The sequence below is a fragment of the Actinomadura parmotrematis genome, from assembly GCF_019458805.1.
Classification (GTDB): Bacteria; Actinomycetota; Actinomycetes; order Streptosporangiales; family Streptosporangiaceae; genus Spirillospora; species Spirillospora parmotrematis.
This window is the reverse complement of record NZ_JAIBOA010000005.1, coordinates 212,978-229,100: the sequence shown is the minus strand read 5'-3', so window position 1 is coordinate 229,100 and position 16,123 is coordinate 212,978. Positions and strand designations below refer to the sequence as shown.

Annotated in this window: 15 protein-coding genes; 9 read left to right on the top strand and 6 right to left on the bottom strand. The window is 75.4% G+C overall.

Annotated features, from left to right (window positions below; all coding sequences use genetic code 11):
* The first annotated feature begins 11 nt into the window (after positions 1 to 11).
* A complete protein-coding gene (locus K1Y72_RS10345; protein WP_220165521.1) occupies positions 12 to 971 on the top strand; it encodes an o-succinylbenzoate synthase in 960 nt (319 codons plus the stop codon).
* Positions 968 to 2,638, top strand: a complete 1,671-nt coding sequence (menD, locus tag K1Y72_RS10340) for a 2-succinyl-5-enolpyruvyl-6-hydroxy-3-cyclohexene-1-carboxylic-acid synthase (RefSeq protein WP_220165520.1) — start codon at positions 968 to 970, stop codon at positions 2,636 to 2,638. The genes K1Y72_RS10345 and menD overlap by 4 nt, the downstream gene beginning before the upstream one ends.
* A gap of 315 nt (positions 2,639 to 2,953) precedes the next feature.
* On the opposite strand, the gene K1Y72_RS10335 is transcribed toward menD, so the two are convergent.
* On the bottom strand, positions 2,954 to 3,796 hold the full coding sequence (locus K1Y72_RS10335) for a tyrosine-protein phosphatase (RefSeq protein WP_220165519.1): 843 nt from the start codon (positions 3,794 to 3,796) through the stop codon (positions 2,954 to 2,956).
* Positions 3,797 to 3,986: 190 nt separating this feature from the next.
* Between K1Y72_RS10335 and K1Y72_RS10330 the strand changes: the two genes are divergently transcribed.
* A complete protein-coding gene (locus K1Y72_RS10330) occupies positions 3,987 to 5,057 on the top strand; it encodes a fatty acid desaturase family protein (RefSeq protein ID WP_308286993.1) in 1,071 nt (356 codons plus the stop codon).
* 81 nt (positions 5,058 to 5,138) lie between these two features.
* On the top strand, positions 5,139 to 5,960 hold the full coding sequence (locus K1Y72_RS10325) for an Fpg/Nei family DNA glycosylase (RefSeq protein WP_220165518.1): 822 nt from the start codon (positions 5,139 to 5,141) through the stop codon (positions 5,958 to 5,960).
* A 24-nt stretch (positions 5,961 to 5,984) separates the two neighbouring features.
* Here the strand turns inward: K1Y72_RS10325 and K1Y72_RS10320 are convergent, their stop codons facing one another.
* The 4 genes from K1Y72_RS10320 to K1Y72_RS10305 all read right to left on the bottom strand — a co-directional run bounded on the left by K1Y72_RS10320 (position 5,985) and on the right by K1Y72_RS10305 (position 10,222).
* Positions 5,985 to 6,845 carry a DMT family protein gene (locus tag K1Y72_RS10320; RefSeq protein WP_220165517.1) on the bottom strand — a complete coding sequence of 287 codons (861 nt, stop codon included), beginning with the start codon at positions 6,843 to 6,845 and terminating at the stop codon, positions 5,985 to 5,987.
* An 88-nt stretch (positions 6,846 to 6,933) separates the two neighbouring features.
* Positions 6,934 to 8,181 (bottom strand): isochorismate synthase, encoded by a 1,248-nt coding sequence (locus K1Y72_RS10315; RefSeq protein ID WP_220165516.1) that lies wholly within the window; start codon positions 8,179 to 8,181, stop codon positions 6,934 to 6,936.
* 546 nt (positions 8,182 to 8,727) lie between these two features.
* Positions 8,728 to 9,312, bottom strand: a complete 585-nt coding sequence (locus tag K1Y72_RS10310) for a biotin transporter BioY (RefSeq protein ID WP_220165515.1) — start codon at positions 9,310 to 9,312, stop codon at positions 8,728 to 8,730.
* A 181-nt stretch (positions 9,313 to 9,493) separates the two neighbouring features.
* Positions 9,494 to 10,222 (bottom strand): spermidine synthase family protein, encoded by a 729-nt coding sequence (locus K1Y72_RS10305; protein ID WP_220165513.1) that lies wholly within the window; start codon positions 10,220 to 10,222, stop codon positions 9,494 to 9,496.
* A gap of 145 nt (positions 10,223 to 10,367) precedes the next feature.
* Between K1Y72_RS10305 and K1Y72_RS10300 the strand changes: the two genes are divergently transcribed.
* From K1Y72_RS10300 to K1Y72_RS10285, 4 genes are all read left to right on the top strand, one after another.
* A complete protein-coding gene (locus K1Y72_RS10300) occupies positions 10,368 to 11,171 on the top strand; it encodes an SDR family NAD(P)-dependent oxidoreductase (RefSeq protein ID WP_220165511.1) in 804 nt (267 codons plus the stop codon).
* 149 nt (positions 11,172 to 11,320) lie between these two features.
* Positions 11,321 to 12,970 (top strand): glycoside hydrolase family 10-like protein, encoded by a 1,650-nt coding sequence (locus K1Y72_RS37090; protein WP_220165509.1) that lies wholly within the window; start codon positions 11,321 to 11,323, stop codon positions 12,968 to 12,970.
* A 112-nt stretch (positions 12,971 to 13,082) separates the two neighbouring features.
* Positions 13,083 to 13,286, top strand: coding sequence for a DUF3040 domain-containing protein (locus tag K1Y72_RS10290; protein WP_220165507.1), 204 nt, complete (start codon positions 13,083 to 13,085; stop codon positions 13,284 to 13,286).
* A gap of 828 nt (positions 13,287 to 14,114) precedes the next feature.
* The gene (locus tag K1Y72_RS10285) at positions 14,115 to 14,702 is read left to right on the top strand and encodes an ATP-binding protein (protein ID WP_220165505.1); all 588 of its coding nucleotides are present in this window, start codon (positions 14,115 to 14,117) and stop codon (positions 14,700 to 14,702) included.
* 88 nt (positions 14,703 to 14,790) lie between these two features.
* On the opposite strand, the gene K1Y72_RS10280 is transcribed toward K1Y72_RS10285, so the two are convergent.
* Complete coding sequence (locus K1Y72_RS10280) at positions 14,791 to 15,411, bottom strand: TetR/AcrR family transcriptional regulator (protein WP_220165503.1); 621 nt, start codon at positions 15,409 to 15,411, stop codon at positions 14,791 to 14,793.
* Positions 15,412 to 15,480: 69 nt separating this feature from the next.
* Between K1Y72_RS10280 and K1Y72_RS10275 the strand changes: the two genes are divergently transcribed.
* Entirely contained in the window at positions 15,481 to 15,846 is a 366-nt protein-coding gene (locus tag K1Y72_RS10275) for a cupin domain-containing protein (RefSeq protein WP_220165501.1), read from the top strand.
* Positions 15,847 to 16,123: the final 277 nt, after the last annotated feature.

Sequence of the window (16,123 nt, the reverse complement as noted above, 5' to 3'; positions counted from 1 at the left end):
TGAGCCGGTCGATGAGCAGGGCAGGGGGTCGGCGGGTGCGGGTCTACTCCATCCCGATGCGCACGCGGTTCCGCGGGATCATCCGGCGCCAGGGCGTCCTCATCGAGGGCCCGGCGGGGTGGGGGGAGTTCTCGCCGTTCGCCGAGTACGGGCCCGCCGAGTGCGCGCGCTGGCTGGCCGCCGCCCGCGAGGCGGCGTTCGACGGATGGCCCGAGCCGGTGCGCGACCGCGTCCCGGTCAACGCCACCGTCCCGGCCGTCGGCCCCGAGCGGGCGGCGCAGATCGTGGCGGCGTCGGGATGCGCGACGGCCAAGGTCAAGGTCGCCGAGCGCGGCCAGGGCGAGGCCGACGACCTGGCCCGGGTGGAGGCGGTCCGCGCCGCGATCGGCCCCGCCGGCAAGGTCCGCATCGACGTCAACGGCGGCTGGGACGTCGACCGCGCCGTCCGCATGATCGGGCTGCTGGACCGGTTCGCGCTGGAGTACGTCGAGCAGCCCTGCGCGACGCTGGAGGAGCTCGCTCAGGTGCGGCGGCGGGTGGAGGTGCCGATCGCCGCCGACGAGTCGATCCGCCGCGCCGAGGACCCGCTGAAGGTGCGGGCGGCCGGCGCCGCCGACATCGCGGTGCTGAAGGTGCAGCCGCTCGGCGGGGTCCGGGCGGCGCTGAAGGTCGCCGAGGCCACCGGGCTGCCGGTCGTGGTGTCCAGCGCGGTGGAGACCTCGGTCGGGCTAGCCGCCGGCGTCGCGCTCGCCGCGGCGCTGCCCGAGCTGCCCTACGCCTGCGGCCTGGCCACCCTGGCGCTGCTGGAGGGCGACGTGGCGGCCGACCCGCTGCGCCCGGCCGGCGGCGCCCTGCCCGTGCGGCGCCCGGCGGTGGATCCCGCCGCGCTGGACCGCTACGAGATCGACGACGAGGGCTGGCGGGGCCGCCTGGACGCGGCCGCCGCCCATCTGGACGGGACGACCCGATGAACCCGGCGACCGCGCTGGCCACCGTCCTGGTGGACGAGATGCTGCGCTGCGGCATGACCGACGCCGTGCTGGCGCCCGGCTCGCGCTCGGCGCCCCTGGCGCTCGCGCTGTACGAGGCCGAGCGGACCGGGCGGGTGCGCCTGCACGTGCGCGTCGACGAGCGATCGGCGTCGTTCCTCGGCCTCGGCCTGGCCAAGCGGTCGGGGCGGCCGGTGCCGCTGGTCTGCACCTCCGGCACGGCCGCCGCCAACTTCCACCCCGCCGTCATCGAGGCGCACGAGTCGCGGGTGCCGCTGGTGGTGCTGACCGCCGACCGGCCGCCCGAGCTGCGCGGCACCGGCGCCAACCAGACCATCGACCAGGTCAAGCTGTACGGGACCGCGACGCGCTGGACCAGCGAGATCGGCGTGCCCGAGGAGCGGCCGGGCATGGTCGCCTACTGGCGGTCGCTGGTCAGCCGCGCGTGGGGCGCGGCGCAGTTCCCCGTCGCCGGGCCGGTGCACCTGAACGCCGCGTTCCGCGAACCGCTGGTCCCCGACGGCGACACCTCCTGGTGCGAGCCGCTGGACGGCGGATCGCCGGGGGCCTGGACGCGGGTGCGGGCGGCGACGCCCGGATCGGTGCTGCACGTGCCGCCGACGCGGCGCGGGGTGCTGGTGGTCGGCGACGGCGCCGCCAACGTCAAGCGGTACGTGGCGGCGGCGTCGATGGCGGGCTGGCCCGTCCTGGCCGAGCCGAGCGGCAACGCCCGCTACGGCGACCACGCCCTGTCCTCGCACCACTTCCTGCTCGGGGTGCCCGAGTTCCTCGAGCGGCACCGGCCCGAGGTGGTGGTGACGCTCGGCAAGCCGGGGCTGTCGCGGCCGCTGCTGTCGCTGCTGCGCCACGTCCCCGAGCACGTGGTGGTCTCGCCCGACCTGGCGGCCTGGCCCGACCCGGTGCGGTCGGCGACGCAGGTCGCCCAGGACGTGGAGATCCCGGTGGTGCCGGGCGACGACGGCTGGCTGAAGTCCTGGCGGGCCGCCGACGCGGCCGCCGCGGCGGCCGTCGACCGGGTGCTGGACGCCCGCCCGGAGGTGACCGAGCCGCGCCTGGCCCGCGACCTGGTGTCGATGCTGCCCGGCGGGTCGCTGCTGTTCGCCGCGGCCAGCATGCCGATCCGCGACCTGGACCAGGTCATGCGGCCCCGGCGCGGCATCCGGGTGCTGGCCAACCGGGGCGCCAGCGGCATCGACGGCCTGGTGTCGACCGCGATGGGCGCCGCGCTCGCCCACAGCGGCCGCGCGTACGCGCTGCTGGGCGACCTGGCGTTCCTGCACGACCAGAACGGGCTGCTGCTCGGCCCGCACGAGCGGCGTCCCGACCTGGCGCTGGTGGTGGTGAACAACCAGGGCGGCGGGATCTTCTCGCTGCTGCCGCAGGCCGGCCTGCCCGACCCCTTCGAGCGCGTCTTCGGCACCCCGCAGGCGGTGGACCTGGAGCTGGTCGCCGCCGCGCACCGCCTGCCCTACCGGCGGCTGGAGTCGGCCGCCGACCTGCCCAAGGCGATCGCGGGGGAGGGGCTGCGGCTGGTGGAGGCCCGCACCGACCGCGAGGCCAACGCCGAGCTGCACGCCGACATGCGCCACGCCGCCCGCCGCGCGGTCACCGACCTGCTCGCCCACTGATCCGTCCCGTCCCGGCACGGCGGCGCCGTGCCGGGACGGAGGAGTGTTGAACACTTCTTGTCAATGGCCGGACACGGGGAGTGGCCGGGCATTACCCTGAGGATGGTCGGGGATGCCGTGCGCGTGTCCCTGTGCCGGGTTGATGAGAGGCGCGGAGCCTGCGGAACGAACGCCGAATCCCCCTTCCGACTGTGGCTTACTTTGTAAAGGCATTCGCTTGATGAACCAGCACCCCTCTCACTCCTAACCCCCTCAACGACGTCAAAGGCCGTGCTTTGGGAGAGAGCGGAGCGCGGGCGAAAGGCCGGGGAGCGGTCAGGACAGCAGGCGGGCCTGCAGAGCGGCGGTGTCCTCGTCGGTCCAGCCGTGCCCGGCGAGCCAGCCGACGGCGCCGCCGTGCTCCTCGGCGAGGCGGGAGAGGAACTTCTCCATGATGGCGGCGTGGGGGACGTGGCTGTCGTCGGGGCGTGAGTCCAAATCGGCGGCGTAGGTGTCGCTGGCGCGCAGGCGGCGCATGATGGCGTCGATGCGTTCGCCGGTCTGGGTGTAGTCGGTGACGATGGCCTGGCGGGTGACGCCGATGGTCTCCAGGGCGAGGGCGCAGACGACGCCGGTGCGGTCCTTGCCGGCGGCGCAGTGCACGAGGGCGGAGCCGTCGGTGCGGGTCATGATGCGCAGGGCGGCGACGATGGAGTCGCCGCGGTCGCGCAGGTAGCCGTGGTAGTGGCCGACGGAGCGGTCGGTGTCGGTGGCGTTCCCGGCGGTGTTACCCGTGGGGTCCTCGGTGGGGTCGTCGGTGCGGTTCTGCCAGGGCAGGACGCGGTCGATGTCGATGGTGCGGGGGGTGTCGGCGGCGACGTCGGTGTGGTGGCCGCCTTCGGAGAACAGGGAGAGGTGGTGGATGGTGACCGAGGGGGTGCGGGTGAGGGGGCCGGGGCCTTCGAGGGAGACCTCGGCGTCGCTGCGCAGGTCGATGACGTTCTTGAGGGCGTAGTGGTGGAGCAGGAGGCGGGTGTCGGCGACCGAGAGGTCCTGGAGGTTGTCGGCGCGCAGGACGCGGCCGAGGCGGGTGGTGCGGCCGTCGTGGGTGGGGAGTCCGCCGAGGTCGCGGACGTTGACGGCGCCGTCGAGGGGGATCCACCGGGTGCTCTCGCTCATGTGTTCTGACTTTATCCGGCCGTGATGGGGGTTTCTTTACCCGGGGGTCATCGGGTGGTGACGTTCCGGGTGGGTCGGGGGTGGGGCGCAGGGGTGAGGGCGGGGTTGGCTCGTTGGGGTGATGACGGTTCGGTGGGGTGGTTCTTAGCGTTTCGGTCATCGGTTCGGGCTGGTGGGAGGGGTGGCTCCGGTGGCTGTTGTGACGGGTGCGGGCGTGAGTGCTGCGGCGGGTGCGTTTGCGGCGGGTGCGGGTGCCGGTCGGGGTGTGGTGAGTGATTTCGGTCCGCTGGCGCGGGAGGTGCGGGCGGCGGGGCTGCTGGCGCGGCGGCGGGGTTTCTACGCGCGGCTGATGGTGGGGAACGTGGCGGCGACGGCGGGCTGGTGGGGGGTGGTGTGGTGGTGGGGGTGGTCGTGGTGGGTCGTGCTGGTGGGGGTGCCGTTGGCGGTGGTGTCGGCGCGGACGGCGTTCTTGGGGCATGACGCGGGGCACCGTCAGATCGCGGGTTCGGCGCGGGTGAACCGGTGGTGGGGGCTGGCGTTCGGGAACGCGATGCTGGGGATGGGGTACGGCTGGTGGAACGACAAGCACAACCGTCATCACGCGCATCCCAACGAGGTGGGGCGGGATCCGGACGTGGGGGAGGGCGTGCTGGCGTGGACGCGGTCGCAGGCGGCAGGGCGCCGGGGGGCGGCGGCGTGGGTGGTGGCGCATCAGGCGGCGCTGTTCTTTCCGCTGCTGCTGCTGGAGGGGGTGAACCTGCGGGTGGGGAGTGTGCTGTTCCTGCGGGGGCGGCCGCTGCGGACGCGGGTGGTGGAGGGCGGTCTGCTGGCGGTGCACGCGGTGGGGTACGCGGCGCTGGTGCTGGTGCTGGTGTTGGTGGGGCCGGTGAAGGGCGCGGTGCTGGTGGCGGTGCACCAGGGGTTGTTCGGTCTGCACCTGGGGAGCGCGTTCGCGCACAACCACAAGGGGATGGCGATGCCGGCGCCGGGTGAGCGGTGGGATCATCTGCGGCGGCAGGTGCTGACGTCGCGGAACGTGCGGGGCGGTCTGGTGACCGATTGGCTGCTGGGCGGGTTGAACTATCAGGTGGAGCATCACCTGTTCCCGAGCGTGCCGCGGTGTTCGTTGCGGCGGGTGCAGCCGTTGGTGCGGGCGCATTGCGCGCGGGTGGGGCTGCCGTACTGCGAGGCGGGTGCGGTGGAGTCGTACCGGGCGGCGCTGGCGCACATGCACGGGGTGGGCGCGGAGCTGCGGGCCTGAAGGGGCACGGACGCGGGGGCACGGTCTGAGGATGCGGTCGTGCGGTGTGGCGGGGGTGCGGCGGGCTTATGCTGGCGCGTTATGCCTGAGGGTCACACCATTCATCGCTTGGCCGCCGAGCATCTGCGGATGTTCGGCGGCCGTTCCGTGCGGGCGTGCAGTCCGCAGGGCAGGTTCGCGCTCGGTGCGGCGCGTGTCGACGGTCGTCCGCTGGTGGTGGCGGAGGCGTTCGGCAAGCATCTGCTGCTGGGGTTCGGGGACGAGGAGTCGCGGGTGCATGTGCATCTGGGGCTGTTCGGCAAGTACTCCTTCGGGACGGGGGTGCCGCCGGCGGGGGTGTCGGCGGAGTCGGTGCGGTTGCGGTTGGAGGGCGAGGGCGGGTTCGCCGATCTGCGGGGGCCGGCGGCGTGCGAGGTGCTGGAGCCGGGCGGGGTGAAGCGGCTGCTGGACCGGCTGGGGCCGGATCCGTTGCGGGCGGACGCCGATCCGGAGGAGGCGTGGCGGCGGGTCCGGCGGAGCCGGTTGCCGATCGCGGCGCTGCTGCTGGATCAGTCGGTGGTGGCGGGGCCGGGGAACATCTACCGGGCGGAGGTGCTGTTCCGGCAGGGGATCTCGCCCGAGGTGCAGGGGCGTGCGCTGTCGGCGGAGCAGTGGCGGGGGATCTGGGACGACCTGGTGGTCTTGATGGCGGCGGGGGTGCGGTCGGGGCGGATCGACACGGTGCGTCCCGAGCACATGCCGGAGGCGATGGGGCGCCCCCCGCGCGTTGATGATCACGGTGGTGAGGTGTACGTGTACCGGCGCGCGGGGCTGGCGTGCCATGTGTGCGGGACGCCGGTACGGGCGCGGGAGCTGATGGGCCGGAACCTGTTCTGGTGTCCGGGATGCCAGCGAGCGGGGTGAGCGCGCGTCGGGCGGGGACCGGGGTCAGGTGCCGGCAGGCCGCTCGGTCCCGGGTTCGGGTTCGGGTTCGCCGAAGCGGGCGAGGGTGAGGGTGGCGGCGAGGGCCACGGCGAAACCCAGGACGGCGGCGGGTTCCCAGCCGGGGCGGCTGTGGTCGCCCAGCAGCCAGATGCCGAGGGCGGCGGGGACGGCGGTCTGAGCGACGACCAGGGCGGCGACGGTGGAGGTGACGCTGCCGCGCTGCAGGGCGGTGGCGTAGAACAGGAAGCCGGCGAGCCCGCCGATGGCCAGGGCGTAGGCGGCGGGGTCGGTGAGCAGTTCCTGGGGCGGCCACAGGTCGGTGACGACGCGGGCGGCCAGGGCGACGATGCCGAAGCCCAGGCCGCCGAGCAGGCCGAGGGCGATGGTCATGGCGGCGCCGCGCGCCAGGCGGGCGAGGGCGAAGCCGGCGGCGGCCATGAGCAGGGCGGCGGCGAGCAGGGCCCAGTGCAGGGCGGTGCCGGTGCGGGCGGGTCCTTCGCGTCCGGCCGACAGGCCGAGCAGGCACAGGCCGGCGCAGACGGCGGCGACGGCGGTCCATTCGCGGCGGGTGGGGCGGATCTTCAGGATGGGTCCGGCGGCGATGGCGGTCACGGCGAGTTCGGCCGAGACGACGGCTTGGACGACGAACAGCGGCAGGGTGCGCAGGGAGCCGAGCTCGGCGAGGAACCCGGCGACGTCCAGGGCCAGTCCGGCGGCGAAGGGGAGCTGACCGGCGAGGCGGACCAGCAGGCGGGGGTCGGCGGCGGGGCCGGTGGGGGCGCGGCGGGCGGCCAGGGCCTGCAGGACCGAGCCGAGGCCGAAGCAGACAGCGGCGGCGATGGCGCCCAGCAGCCCGAGGATCATCCGGTCAGCCTACGGAATGCGGCGGCGCGGCGCGCGGCGTCGGCGCCGTCACGTGTGGGCCGTCACGTGTGGGCTGGCGGGCGGCGGGTCAGTTGTGCGGGGGGCCGTGCAGGGCTTCGCGCATGGGGCGGAACTTGTTGTGGGCCTCGGCGAGCTCGTCGGCGGGGACCGAGTCGGCGACGATGCCGCAGCCGGCGAACAGGCGGGCGCGGGGGCCGTCGATGTCGGCGCAGCGCAGCGCGATGCCCCATTCGCCGTCGCCGCGGGCGTCGATCCAGCCGGTGGGGCCGGCGTAGCGTCCGCGGTCCATGCCCTCCAGTTCGGCGATGAGGTCCAGGGCGGTGGGGGTGGGGGCGCCGCCGACGGCGGGGGTGGGGTGCAGGGCGGCCACGACGTCCAGGACCGAGCGGTCGGAGTCCAGGCGGCCGTGCAGGGCCGAGGCCAGGTGCATGACGTTGGCCAGGGTGAGCAGTTCGGGGCGGTCGGGAACGTGCAGGTCGGCGCAGAGGGGGGCCAGGGCGTCGCGGACCATGTCGGCGGCGTAGGAGTGCTCGTGCAGGTCCTTGGGGGAGGTGGTGAGGGCGGCGGCGCGGGCGGCGTCGTCGGCGGGGCCCGTGCCGCGGGCGGTGGTGCCGGCCAGGACCAGGGAGTCGACGCGGTCGCCGCGGCGGCGGACCAGGAGCTCGGGGGTGGCGCCGACCAGGCCGTCGACGGCGAAGGTGTAGCAGTCGGGGTAGCGGGCGGCCAGGCGGTGCAGCAGGACGCGGGCGTCGATGGGGGCGTCGGCGGTGGCGGTGATGTCGCGGGCCAGGACGACCTTGCCGAGGCGGCCGTCGCGGATGCGCTGGACGGCGGTGGCGACGCGCTGCTGCCAGGTGTGGGCAGGCAGGGCGCCCTGGTGCCAGGTGAGGCCGGTGGGCGCGGTCATGGGCCGGGCGGGGGCGTCGGGGTCGTCGGGGTCGCCGATGGTGGTGAGCCAGGCGTGGCCGTCGCGGCGTCCCAGGATCCGGCGGGGGACGGTGAGGACCGAGCCGGGGGAGGCGGGGTCGAAGGTGAAGGCGCCGAAGGCGACGGGGCCGGTGCCGGGCAGGTGCAGGGGGTCGTCGATGGTGGCCGAGGCGAACAGGTCGCGCAGCCGGGCGGCGGCGTCGGTGAAGCGGTGGGGGCCGGCGGTCGGGTGCAGGCGGGCGGCCTCGCCCCAGCCGACGATGCCCTCGCCGTGGCGGATCCAGGCCAGGGCGGCCGGGTGCGGCAGGGCCGCGATCAGGTCGCCGGGATCGGTGACCGGGACGGTGCGGACGACCAGGCGGTCCGGTGCGGTGACGGCGAGGTTCACCCCGCCACTCTACGCCAGAATTGAACCTGTTCAAACAGATGGGGGCGGGGGTCGGGGTGAGGCGTGCGCCACAGCCAGGGCCTGCGGGGACGCCCTGCCGCACGGCGTCCACCTACCCGTCCCCGCACCGCCGATGCGGCCCCGCGCACGGCCCCCGCAAGCCCTGGCGCAGCCCCCCCGCGCGCCTCGCGTGCGGGGGCTGCGCGGCGGCCTTCCGCCTGCACCGGCATGGAAGAGCACGGTGAGCCCGCCTTGTGCTCACTCACTCTCCTCGCCCGACCGCCTCGCCCGACCGCCTCGCCCAGCTGGCTCGCCCAGGCCCGGTCGCGCCGCCCTAGCCGCCTTGGCAGGCCGCGGAAGGAAGCCGCAGGAGCGAGGCGGCCAGAACGAACGGGACCAAGACGGCGCGACCAAGACGGCGCGACCGGAACGAGGCGACCGGAACGAGGCGACCGGAACGAGGCGACCGGAACGAGGCGACCGGAACGAGGCGGCGCCCCGCCGCGTGGGGCGGCGGGGCGCCGGGGGCGCGTGCGGGCGGGGTGCTCAGCGGGTGCGGCCGGCCAGCTTCCAGGCGGCGGGCAGCAGGCCCGCGGCCAGCGCCACCTTCAGGGCGTCGCCGACCAGGAAGGGCGTGAGGCCGAGGTGGACGGCCTTGCCCAGGTCCACCCCGAGCGAGGCGGCCAGGTAGGGGACGCCCGCCAAGTAGATGATCACCGTGCCGAGGGCCATGGTCGCCACGGTGCGCAGCGGCGTGCGGTCGCCGCCGAGGGCGGCCAGGTGCCCGACGACGGCGGCGGCGACCACGAAGCCGATCGCGTAGCCGAGCGTGGGCAGCGAGGTGCCCGAGCCGCCGTCGGCGAACCAGGGGGCGCCCGCCATGCCGGCCAGGAGGTAGACCAGCATGCCGAGGGCCGAGCGTCCCCAGCCGAGGGCGGCGCCGGCCAGCAGCACGGCGAAGGTCTGGCCCGACACCGGCACCGGCGTCCCCGGCAGCGGCACGCTGATCTGGGCCATCACCCCGACGAACGCGGCCGCCCCCGCCACCAGGGCGGCGTCGCGGGCCAGGGAACCGGGCAGCAGGTCGCCGAGGACGGCGGCGCGGCGCGGGGACACGTGAGCAGTAGCCACAAAACCCTCCAAAGATTGCTCCGAGGCGAAAACCTAGCGAATCGCATTCGGGAGGGGCAGCGCGGCACCGTGCAAAACACCGGCCGCGGCTTTGTGGCCGTCCGACCTGGCCTTCACCACCCGGCCGCCCATCGACCGCGCCCACGGGCGGAGGCAGGGCGGGCGCGACCGGGACCGGGGATCAGCGGGGCCCGCGCGCCAGGTACACCACATCGGGCTCGCCGCGGGGCACCGGGACGGGACGCGCCCGCACGTCGGCGAACCGCTCGGCCAGCCGCTCGGCGAACCCCGGCGCCTCGCCCGCGCTCCACACCGCCAGCGTCCCACCGCGGGCCAGCAGGCCCGCCAGCCGCGCCAGGCCGTCGGCGTCGTACAGCCGCGCGTTGCCCGGCGTCACCGTCCAGTGCGGGCCGTTGTCGATGTCCAGGCACACCGCGTCGAACCCCGCACCCGCCCGCGCACCCGCGCCCGCGTCCGCCTGCGTGCCGCCGGCGGGCACCGCGTCCTGCAGCCAGTCCAGCAGGTCGGCGCACACCACCCGCACGCGCCCGTCCTCCAGCGCCCCCGCCGAGAACGGCCGCAGCGGCCCGGCGTGCCAGGCCACCACCGCCGGTTCGCGCTCCACGACCGTCACGTGCGCCACCCGCGGGTCGGCGGCGGCGCGCGCCAGCGAGAACCCCACGCCGAGCCCGCCGATGGCGACCCGCGCCGGCCCCGCGGTCCCCTCCAGCGCCGCCTCCACCAGCAGGCGCTCGGACTCGCCGTTGCGGGTGTCCATCAGGAACACCCCGTTGCTGATGATCTCGTAGTCGGCGCCCGCCCGGCGCAGCACCAGCTCCCCGCCGACCCCCGCGGCGCGCTCCAGCACCACCGGCTCCCCGCCCGTGCCCGCGCTCGTGCCCTCGTCCATGCGCCCCGACCCTACCGATCCCGCCCGCCCCTCCGGCGGCCCCCCGGCGACCCGGCGAACCGGTGCGGGAACCGGCGCGGGGCCGAGGCGGGAGCTCGCGCGGGGACCTGTGCAGGGCGGTCCCGCGGGGTTAGGGTGCGGACCCATGCCCGCCTCCGCGCAGCCCGCGCCCCCGCTGCTGGCCGGACGACGCCTGCTGGTCGTCGGCGCCGGCACCCGCCCCAGCGACGACCCCGACGCCCCCATCGGCAACGGCCGCGCCATCGCCGTCGCCGCCGCCCGCCAGGGCGCCGAGGTGGCCTGCGCCGACCTCGACACCGGCGCCGCCACCGCCACCGCCGGCCTGGTCACCGGCGAGGGCGGCACCGCCCACGTCCTCACCGCCGACATCGCCGACCCCGACGCCTGCGCCGAGATGGTCGCGGCCGCAGCGCTGACCATGGGCGGCCTGGACGCCGTCGCCGTCAACGCCGGCATCGGCGCCGGCTACGGCCTGGCCGGCACCGCCCTCACCGACTGGGACCACGTCCTGGCCGTCAACCTGCGCGCCCCCTTCCTCATCGCCCGCGCCGCCCTGCCCCTGCTGCAGCCCGGCGCCGCCCTGGTGTTCACCGGCTCGCTCGCCGGCACCAAACCCGGCAGCTCCTCGCCCTCCTACGACGCCTCCAAGGCCGGCCTCACCGGCCTGGTCCGCCACATCGCCGCCGAGGCCGCCCCGCACGGCGTGCGCGCCAACGTCGTGGCCCCCGGCCTCATCGACACCGCCATGGGCCGCGCCGCCTCGGCCGGCAACACCGACCGCGACCGCACCGCCCGCCTCATCCCCCTCGGCCGCCAGGGCACCGCCTGGGAGGTCGCCGACGCCGCGCTCTTCCTGCTGTCCGACCGCGCCTCCTACATCACCGGCCAGGTCCTGCACGTCGACGGCGGCCTGTCCACCCTGCGCTGACCCGCACCCCGCACCCCGCGCCCTGCGTCCCCGCACGCACCGTCCTTCACGCCCCTCCCGCCGGGCGCGCCGCGGGAGGGGCATGTCCGAAACGCCGAGCGCCGCGTTCGGTCCCGAGCACCGCGGCCCATGGGTGACAATGGGCCGCTATGGCCAGGCGACGAACCCCACAGGCGACCCGCACGATCACCTCAGCCCTGACCGCCGGCGTCCTCGCCGCCGGCGCGCTGGCGGCCTGCGGCGGCCCGGGCGCCCCCGCGACCGACCCCGTCCGCGCCGGCGCCGCCGCCGAATGCCCCGCCCTGCGGCCCGCCGCCGACCCCGCCGGACGCGACCTGCGCGGCATGTGGATCGCCACCGTCGCCAACATCGACTGGCCCCGCACCGGCGACAAGACCGTCGCGCAGCAGCAGGCGTCCTACCGCCGGCTCCTGGACACCGCCCAGGCCCTCAACCTCAACGCCGTGTTCGTCCAGATCCGCCCCAACGGCGACGCCTTCTACCCCTCGCCCTACGAACCCTGGTCGCAGTGGCTCACCGGCACCCCCGGCAAGAACCCCGGCTACGACGTCCTGGACTTCCTGCTGCGCGAGGCCCACGCCCGCAACCTGGAATTCCACGCCTGGTTCAACCCCTACCGCATCTCCCGCGACACCGACCTGAAGAAGCTCCCCGCCTCCAGCCCCGCCCGCGAGCACCCCGACTGGGTCCGCGAGTACGGCGGCGGCCTGTGGTACGACCCGGGCCTGCCCCAGGTCCGCGACCTGGTCACCAAGGCCGTCCTGGACGTCGTCACCAAGTACGACATCGACGCCGTCCACTTCGACGACTACTTCTACCCCTACCCCGAAGACGGCGACTACCCCGACCAGGCCACCTACAAGACCTACGGCCACGGCCAGGACAAGGCCGACTGGCGCCGCGCCAACGTCGACACCCTGGTGCGCGACCTGTCGCGCCGCATCCACGCCGCCAAGTCCTGGGTCCGCTTCGGCATCAGCCCCTTCGGCGTCTGGCGCAACAAGAGCAACGACCCCGCCGGATCGGCCACCAAGGCCCTGCAGAGCTACGACGACCAGTACGCCGACACCCGCAAATGGATCAAGCAGGGCTGGATCGACTACGTCGTCCCCCAGCTGTACTGGCCGATCGGCGACCCCCGCGCCGACTACACCACCCTGACCGCCTGGTGGTCCCAGCAGGTCGCCGGCACCGCCACCCGCCTGTACATCGGCCAGGCCGCCTACCGCGTCGGCGAGGACGCCACCTGGCGCAAACCCGCCGAACTGTCGCGCCACCTGGCCGTCAACGCCCGCCACCCCCAGATCGGCGGCGACGTCTACTTCTCGGCCGCCGACCTGGCCGCCAACCGGCGCGGCTTCGCCACCCGCCTGCAGGCCGACCACTACAGCCGCCCCGCGCTGCCCCCGCCCTCGGGCACCGGCAACCCGCCCCCCGCCGTCCAGCAGGTCCACGCCGAACCCGCCGCCACCGGCGGCGACACCGACACCAGCACCGGCAAGGGCGTCACCGGCAACCGCGGCGCCAAGATCACCTGGCGGGTCTCCGAAGGCGCCACCTCCTACGCCGTCTACCGGCGCGACGGCTCCCACCCCGGCTGCACCCCCCTCGAGGGCGGACGGCTCGTCGCCTCGATCCGCGGCGGCGGCATCATCGACCCCACCGCCGCCCCCGGCAAGACCTACACCTACACCGTCACCGCGCTGGACCGCCTCCACCACGAGAGCGCCCCCGCCCGCGCCGTCACCGTCACCGTCCCCAAACCCAACCGCGGCTGACCCGCCGGCGGCGGCCCGCCCCGCACCAGGACAGAGGCCCGCCGCGGGCACGGATGAAAACCGCGCCCGCGGGGCAGGAACATCTCACTGCCCCGCCCCTGAAGGGACGCCCATGGCGCTGTCGACACACGAGCGGAAGATCCTCGAGCAGATCGAGACCCACCTGCGCGCCGACGACCCGCGGCTCGCCCGCCGCCTCACCCGCCACCGCGCCTCCCGCACCCGCCTGCACCTGCGCATCGCCGCAGCCGTCCTCCTCGCCCTCACCGGCATCGCCACCGTCATCGGCGCCGCCCTGGCCACCCTGTTCAGCTGACCCGCCCCAACACCAGCCCCGCCCGCGCCTCACCCCGACACCACCGCACCGACGCGACAGCACACCAACGCGACGGGCTCAACAACGCGACGGGCTCAACAACGCGACGGCGTGACGGCTCGAGGTCACGGCAGTGCGACGGTGGCGCGACGGCGCGAAGACCCGCGACGGCCGCCACGACGCGCACCCGGCCGCAGCGGCCGGCGACGACGCGCGGCTCACCGGCGACCCCGCCGCAGGAACGACACCGGCGCCGCTACCCACACGACCAGCCACACGACCAGCCACACGGCCGAGCACGCGGGCAGGTGGCAGACGGCACGCGGGCAGGCGGGCGAGACAGGAGGGCGGGCGAGACACGTCCCTGCGCGCGGTCGTGCACGGCGCGCGCCATGTCCCCTCGGTAGGGAATGCAGAACGCCGTGGTGTCGGCGACGGCACGAAGTCGTCGCCGACACCACGGCGCGGACGCCGGTGTGGGCGGTCGCCTCACGGCGAAAGGCACAACGAGGCTCTCGGCCCGTGACCTCAAGGGCCCGGCGGTATTCCTCGAAGGCTGTAATTAGAGCCCGGGGGACACAAACCACACCGACGTCCTCCACTGTAACCGCCCCCGGGCACTGCCCGGCTCAACCACGCGCCCTTCACCGCGCACGTGTCGCCCACCTCACCTCCAGGTGAGGGTTGTCTGCGTCCGTGCACCACCCCGCCCCGCCCCGCGTCTTCCCCATGACGGACGCGGGAGGCACCGCCCCCCGCGCGGCGCACGCCGGGACACCACCACGACGCGGTCACCACCGCGCACCGGCGACAGTGAGGAGTACGGGGATGAGCACCAACGCGCTCGGCATCGACGGGACCGACACCATCGAGGGACCACACGGCGGCGGCCGCACGCACCCCACCGCCGCCCACCCGGCCGCCCCGCCACCCACCCACGCCGCCGCGCACACGACCCCCGCACACCACCAGCCCGCGCCCGCCCCGGCCCGGCCCGCTCCGCGCACCCCGCGCACCGCCGCCTGGAACCTCGCCCCCGGCACCCGCACCGTCGCCCGCGCCCGCACCCTCACCCGCCACGCCCTCACCGACTGGCACATCGGCGACCCCGCCGACACCGACGACATCGTCCTCATGGTCGACGAGCTGCTCACCAACGCCGTCGTCCACGGCACCGGCCCCCTCACCCTGCGCCTGCGCCTGGACGCCACCGCCGCCGGCACCGTCCTCACCGCCGAGATCACCGACGGCGACCCCACCGCCCCCGGACCGCCCGGCCCCGGCCCCGCCCTGCTCGACTGGTCCGAGGACGGCCGCGGCCTCCTGCTGGTCCACGCCCTGGCCACCGACTTCGGCACCCGCCCCGAACCCGCCGGCAAGACCGTCTGGTTCACCCGCCGCCTCACCACCCCCTGACACCGCGCCCCCGCCCGCCGGCCCGCCCGCGCCGGCGCGCACGCCATGGCGGCCTCCGGCCGGGAAGCGCCGGTGAGAGCCGGGAGAGTCAGGGTCCGCGTGGCGGGCGCGGCCGGGACGGGTGCTGGTCCAGGGCCGCGGTGAGCATGGCGTGCGCTGTCCAGCACATGGTCTGTGCGGCTTGCGCCCGGGTCTGACCGGCGATGTCGGTGAGCCAGACAAGGGACTCGATGCCGGTGGCCGAGCGGATCGCCACCGCCAGACGGTGGACGTCCAGACCGGGGTGGGTGCGCTGGAGCGGGGCGAGGGCGTCCTGGATCCAGGCGACGGCGCGTCCGCCGCGCAGCGCGGGCTGGTCGGCCCCGGGCTGCAGGGACAGGCGCAAGGAAGCGCGGAGCTGGGGTTCCCAGTCCAGGGTGAGCCGGGTGAAGGCGGCCATGACCAGCTCCAGCCGCTGCGCCGCGTCCTCGGGCGGGTCGGGCGGCAGCAGGGTGGACCGGTCGATCTCGGGATGGGCGGCCGACAGCAGGGCGTGCTGGTTGGGGAAGTACCGGTAGGCGGTGGTGCGGGAGATCCCCGCCGCGGCGGCCGCGTCCTCCACCGCGGGTTCGACGCCGTCGGCCAGCAGGCGCCGGGCGGCCTGGACCAGGGCGAGGCGGGTGCGGGCCTTCTGCCGGTGGCGGCCGGTCAGTTCATATGGTACCGACATGCCCATCATGGTACTGTCATCCCATGTGGGACTCGTGTCCCACGAACGGCGGACCCCTGGGAGGCGGTCATGAGCCACGATCCCGTCGCGACCAACCCCGACCTTTACTCGGTGGTCTTCGAGAACGAGCGGGTCCGGGTGCTGGCCTACCGCGACCGCCCCGGCGACAAGACCCGCCCGCACGCCCATCCCGACAGCGTCATGGTGACCCTGTCGTCCTTCACCCGCCGGCTGACCTCCGGCGACCGGCAGGCGCAGGTGAGGCTGGAGGCGGGACAGGCCCGCTGGCTGGACGCCCAGGAGCACGCGGGCGAGAACATCGGCGACACCGACACCCACGCGATGTTCATCGAACTCAAGGAACCCGCCGGCAAGGAACCCACCGGCGCCGCCGAATCGACGGGCGGCCCTCTGGGACCCCGGCCCGGCCAATAGCCGCCCGGCCCCCATCTCGGGACGCGACCGCGCCGCTGAGCCGGCCCCCGCGTCCGGTCCCGCCCCCGGCGCCCGACCGATGCGACCGCGATGCTTGACCCGGGCCGACGCCCGGTCCCGCTCCCGGTCCCGGCTTCCGGCCCGTGCGGCAGCGGCATCGACGCTTGACCCGCGGGCCGCGACCGGCCCGCATCTCCCGCCGCCCGGCGGCACGCCCGCGCGGCCGTCGCGGCGGATCGCCGCACGCGGCCCGACCCCCGGCATCGCGGGCACCGGG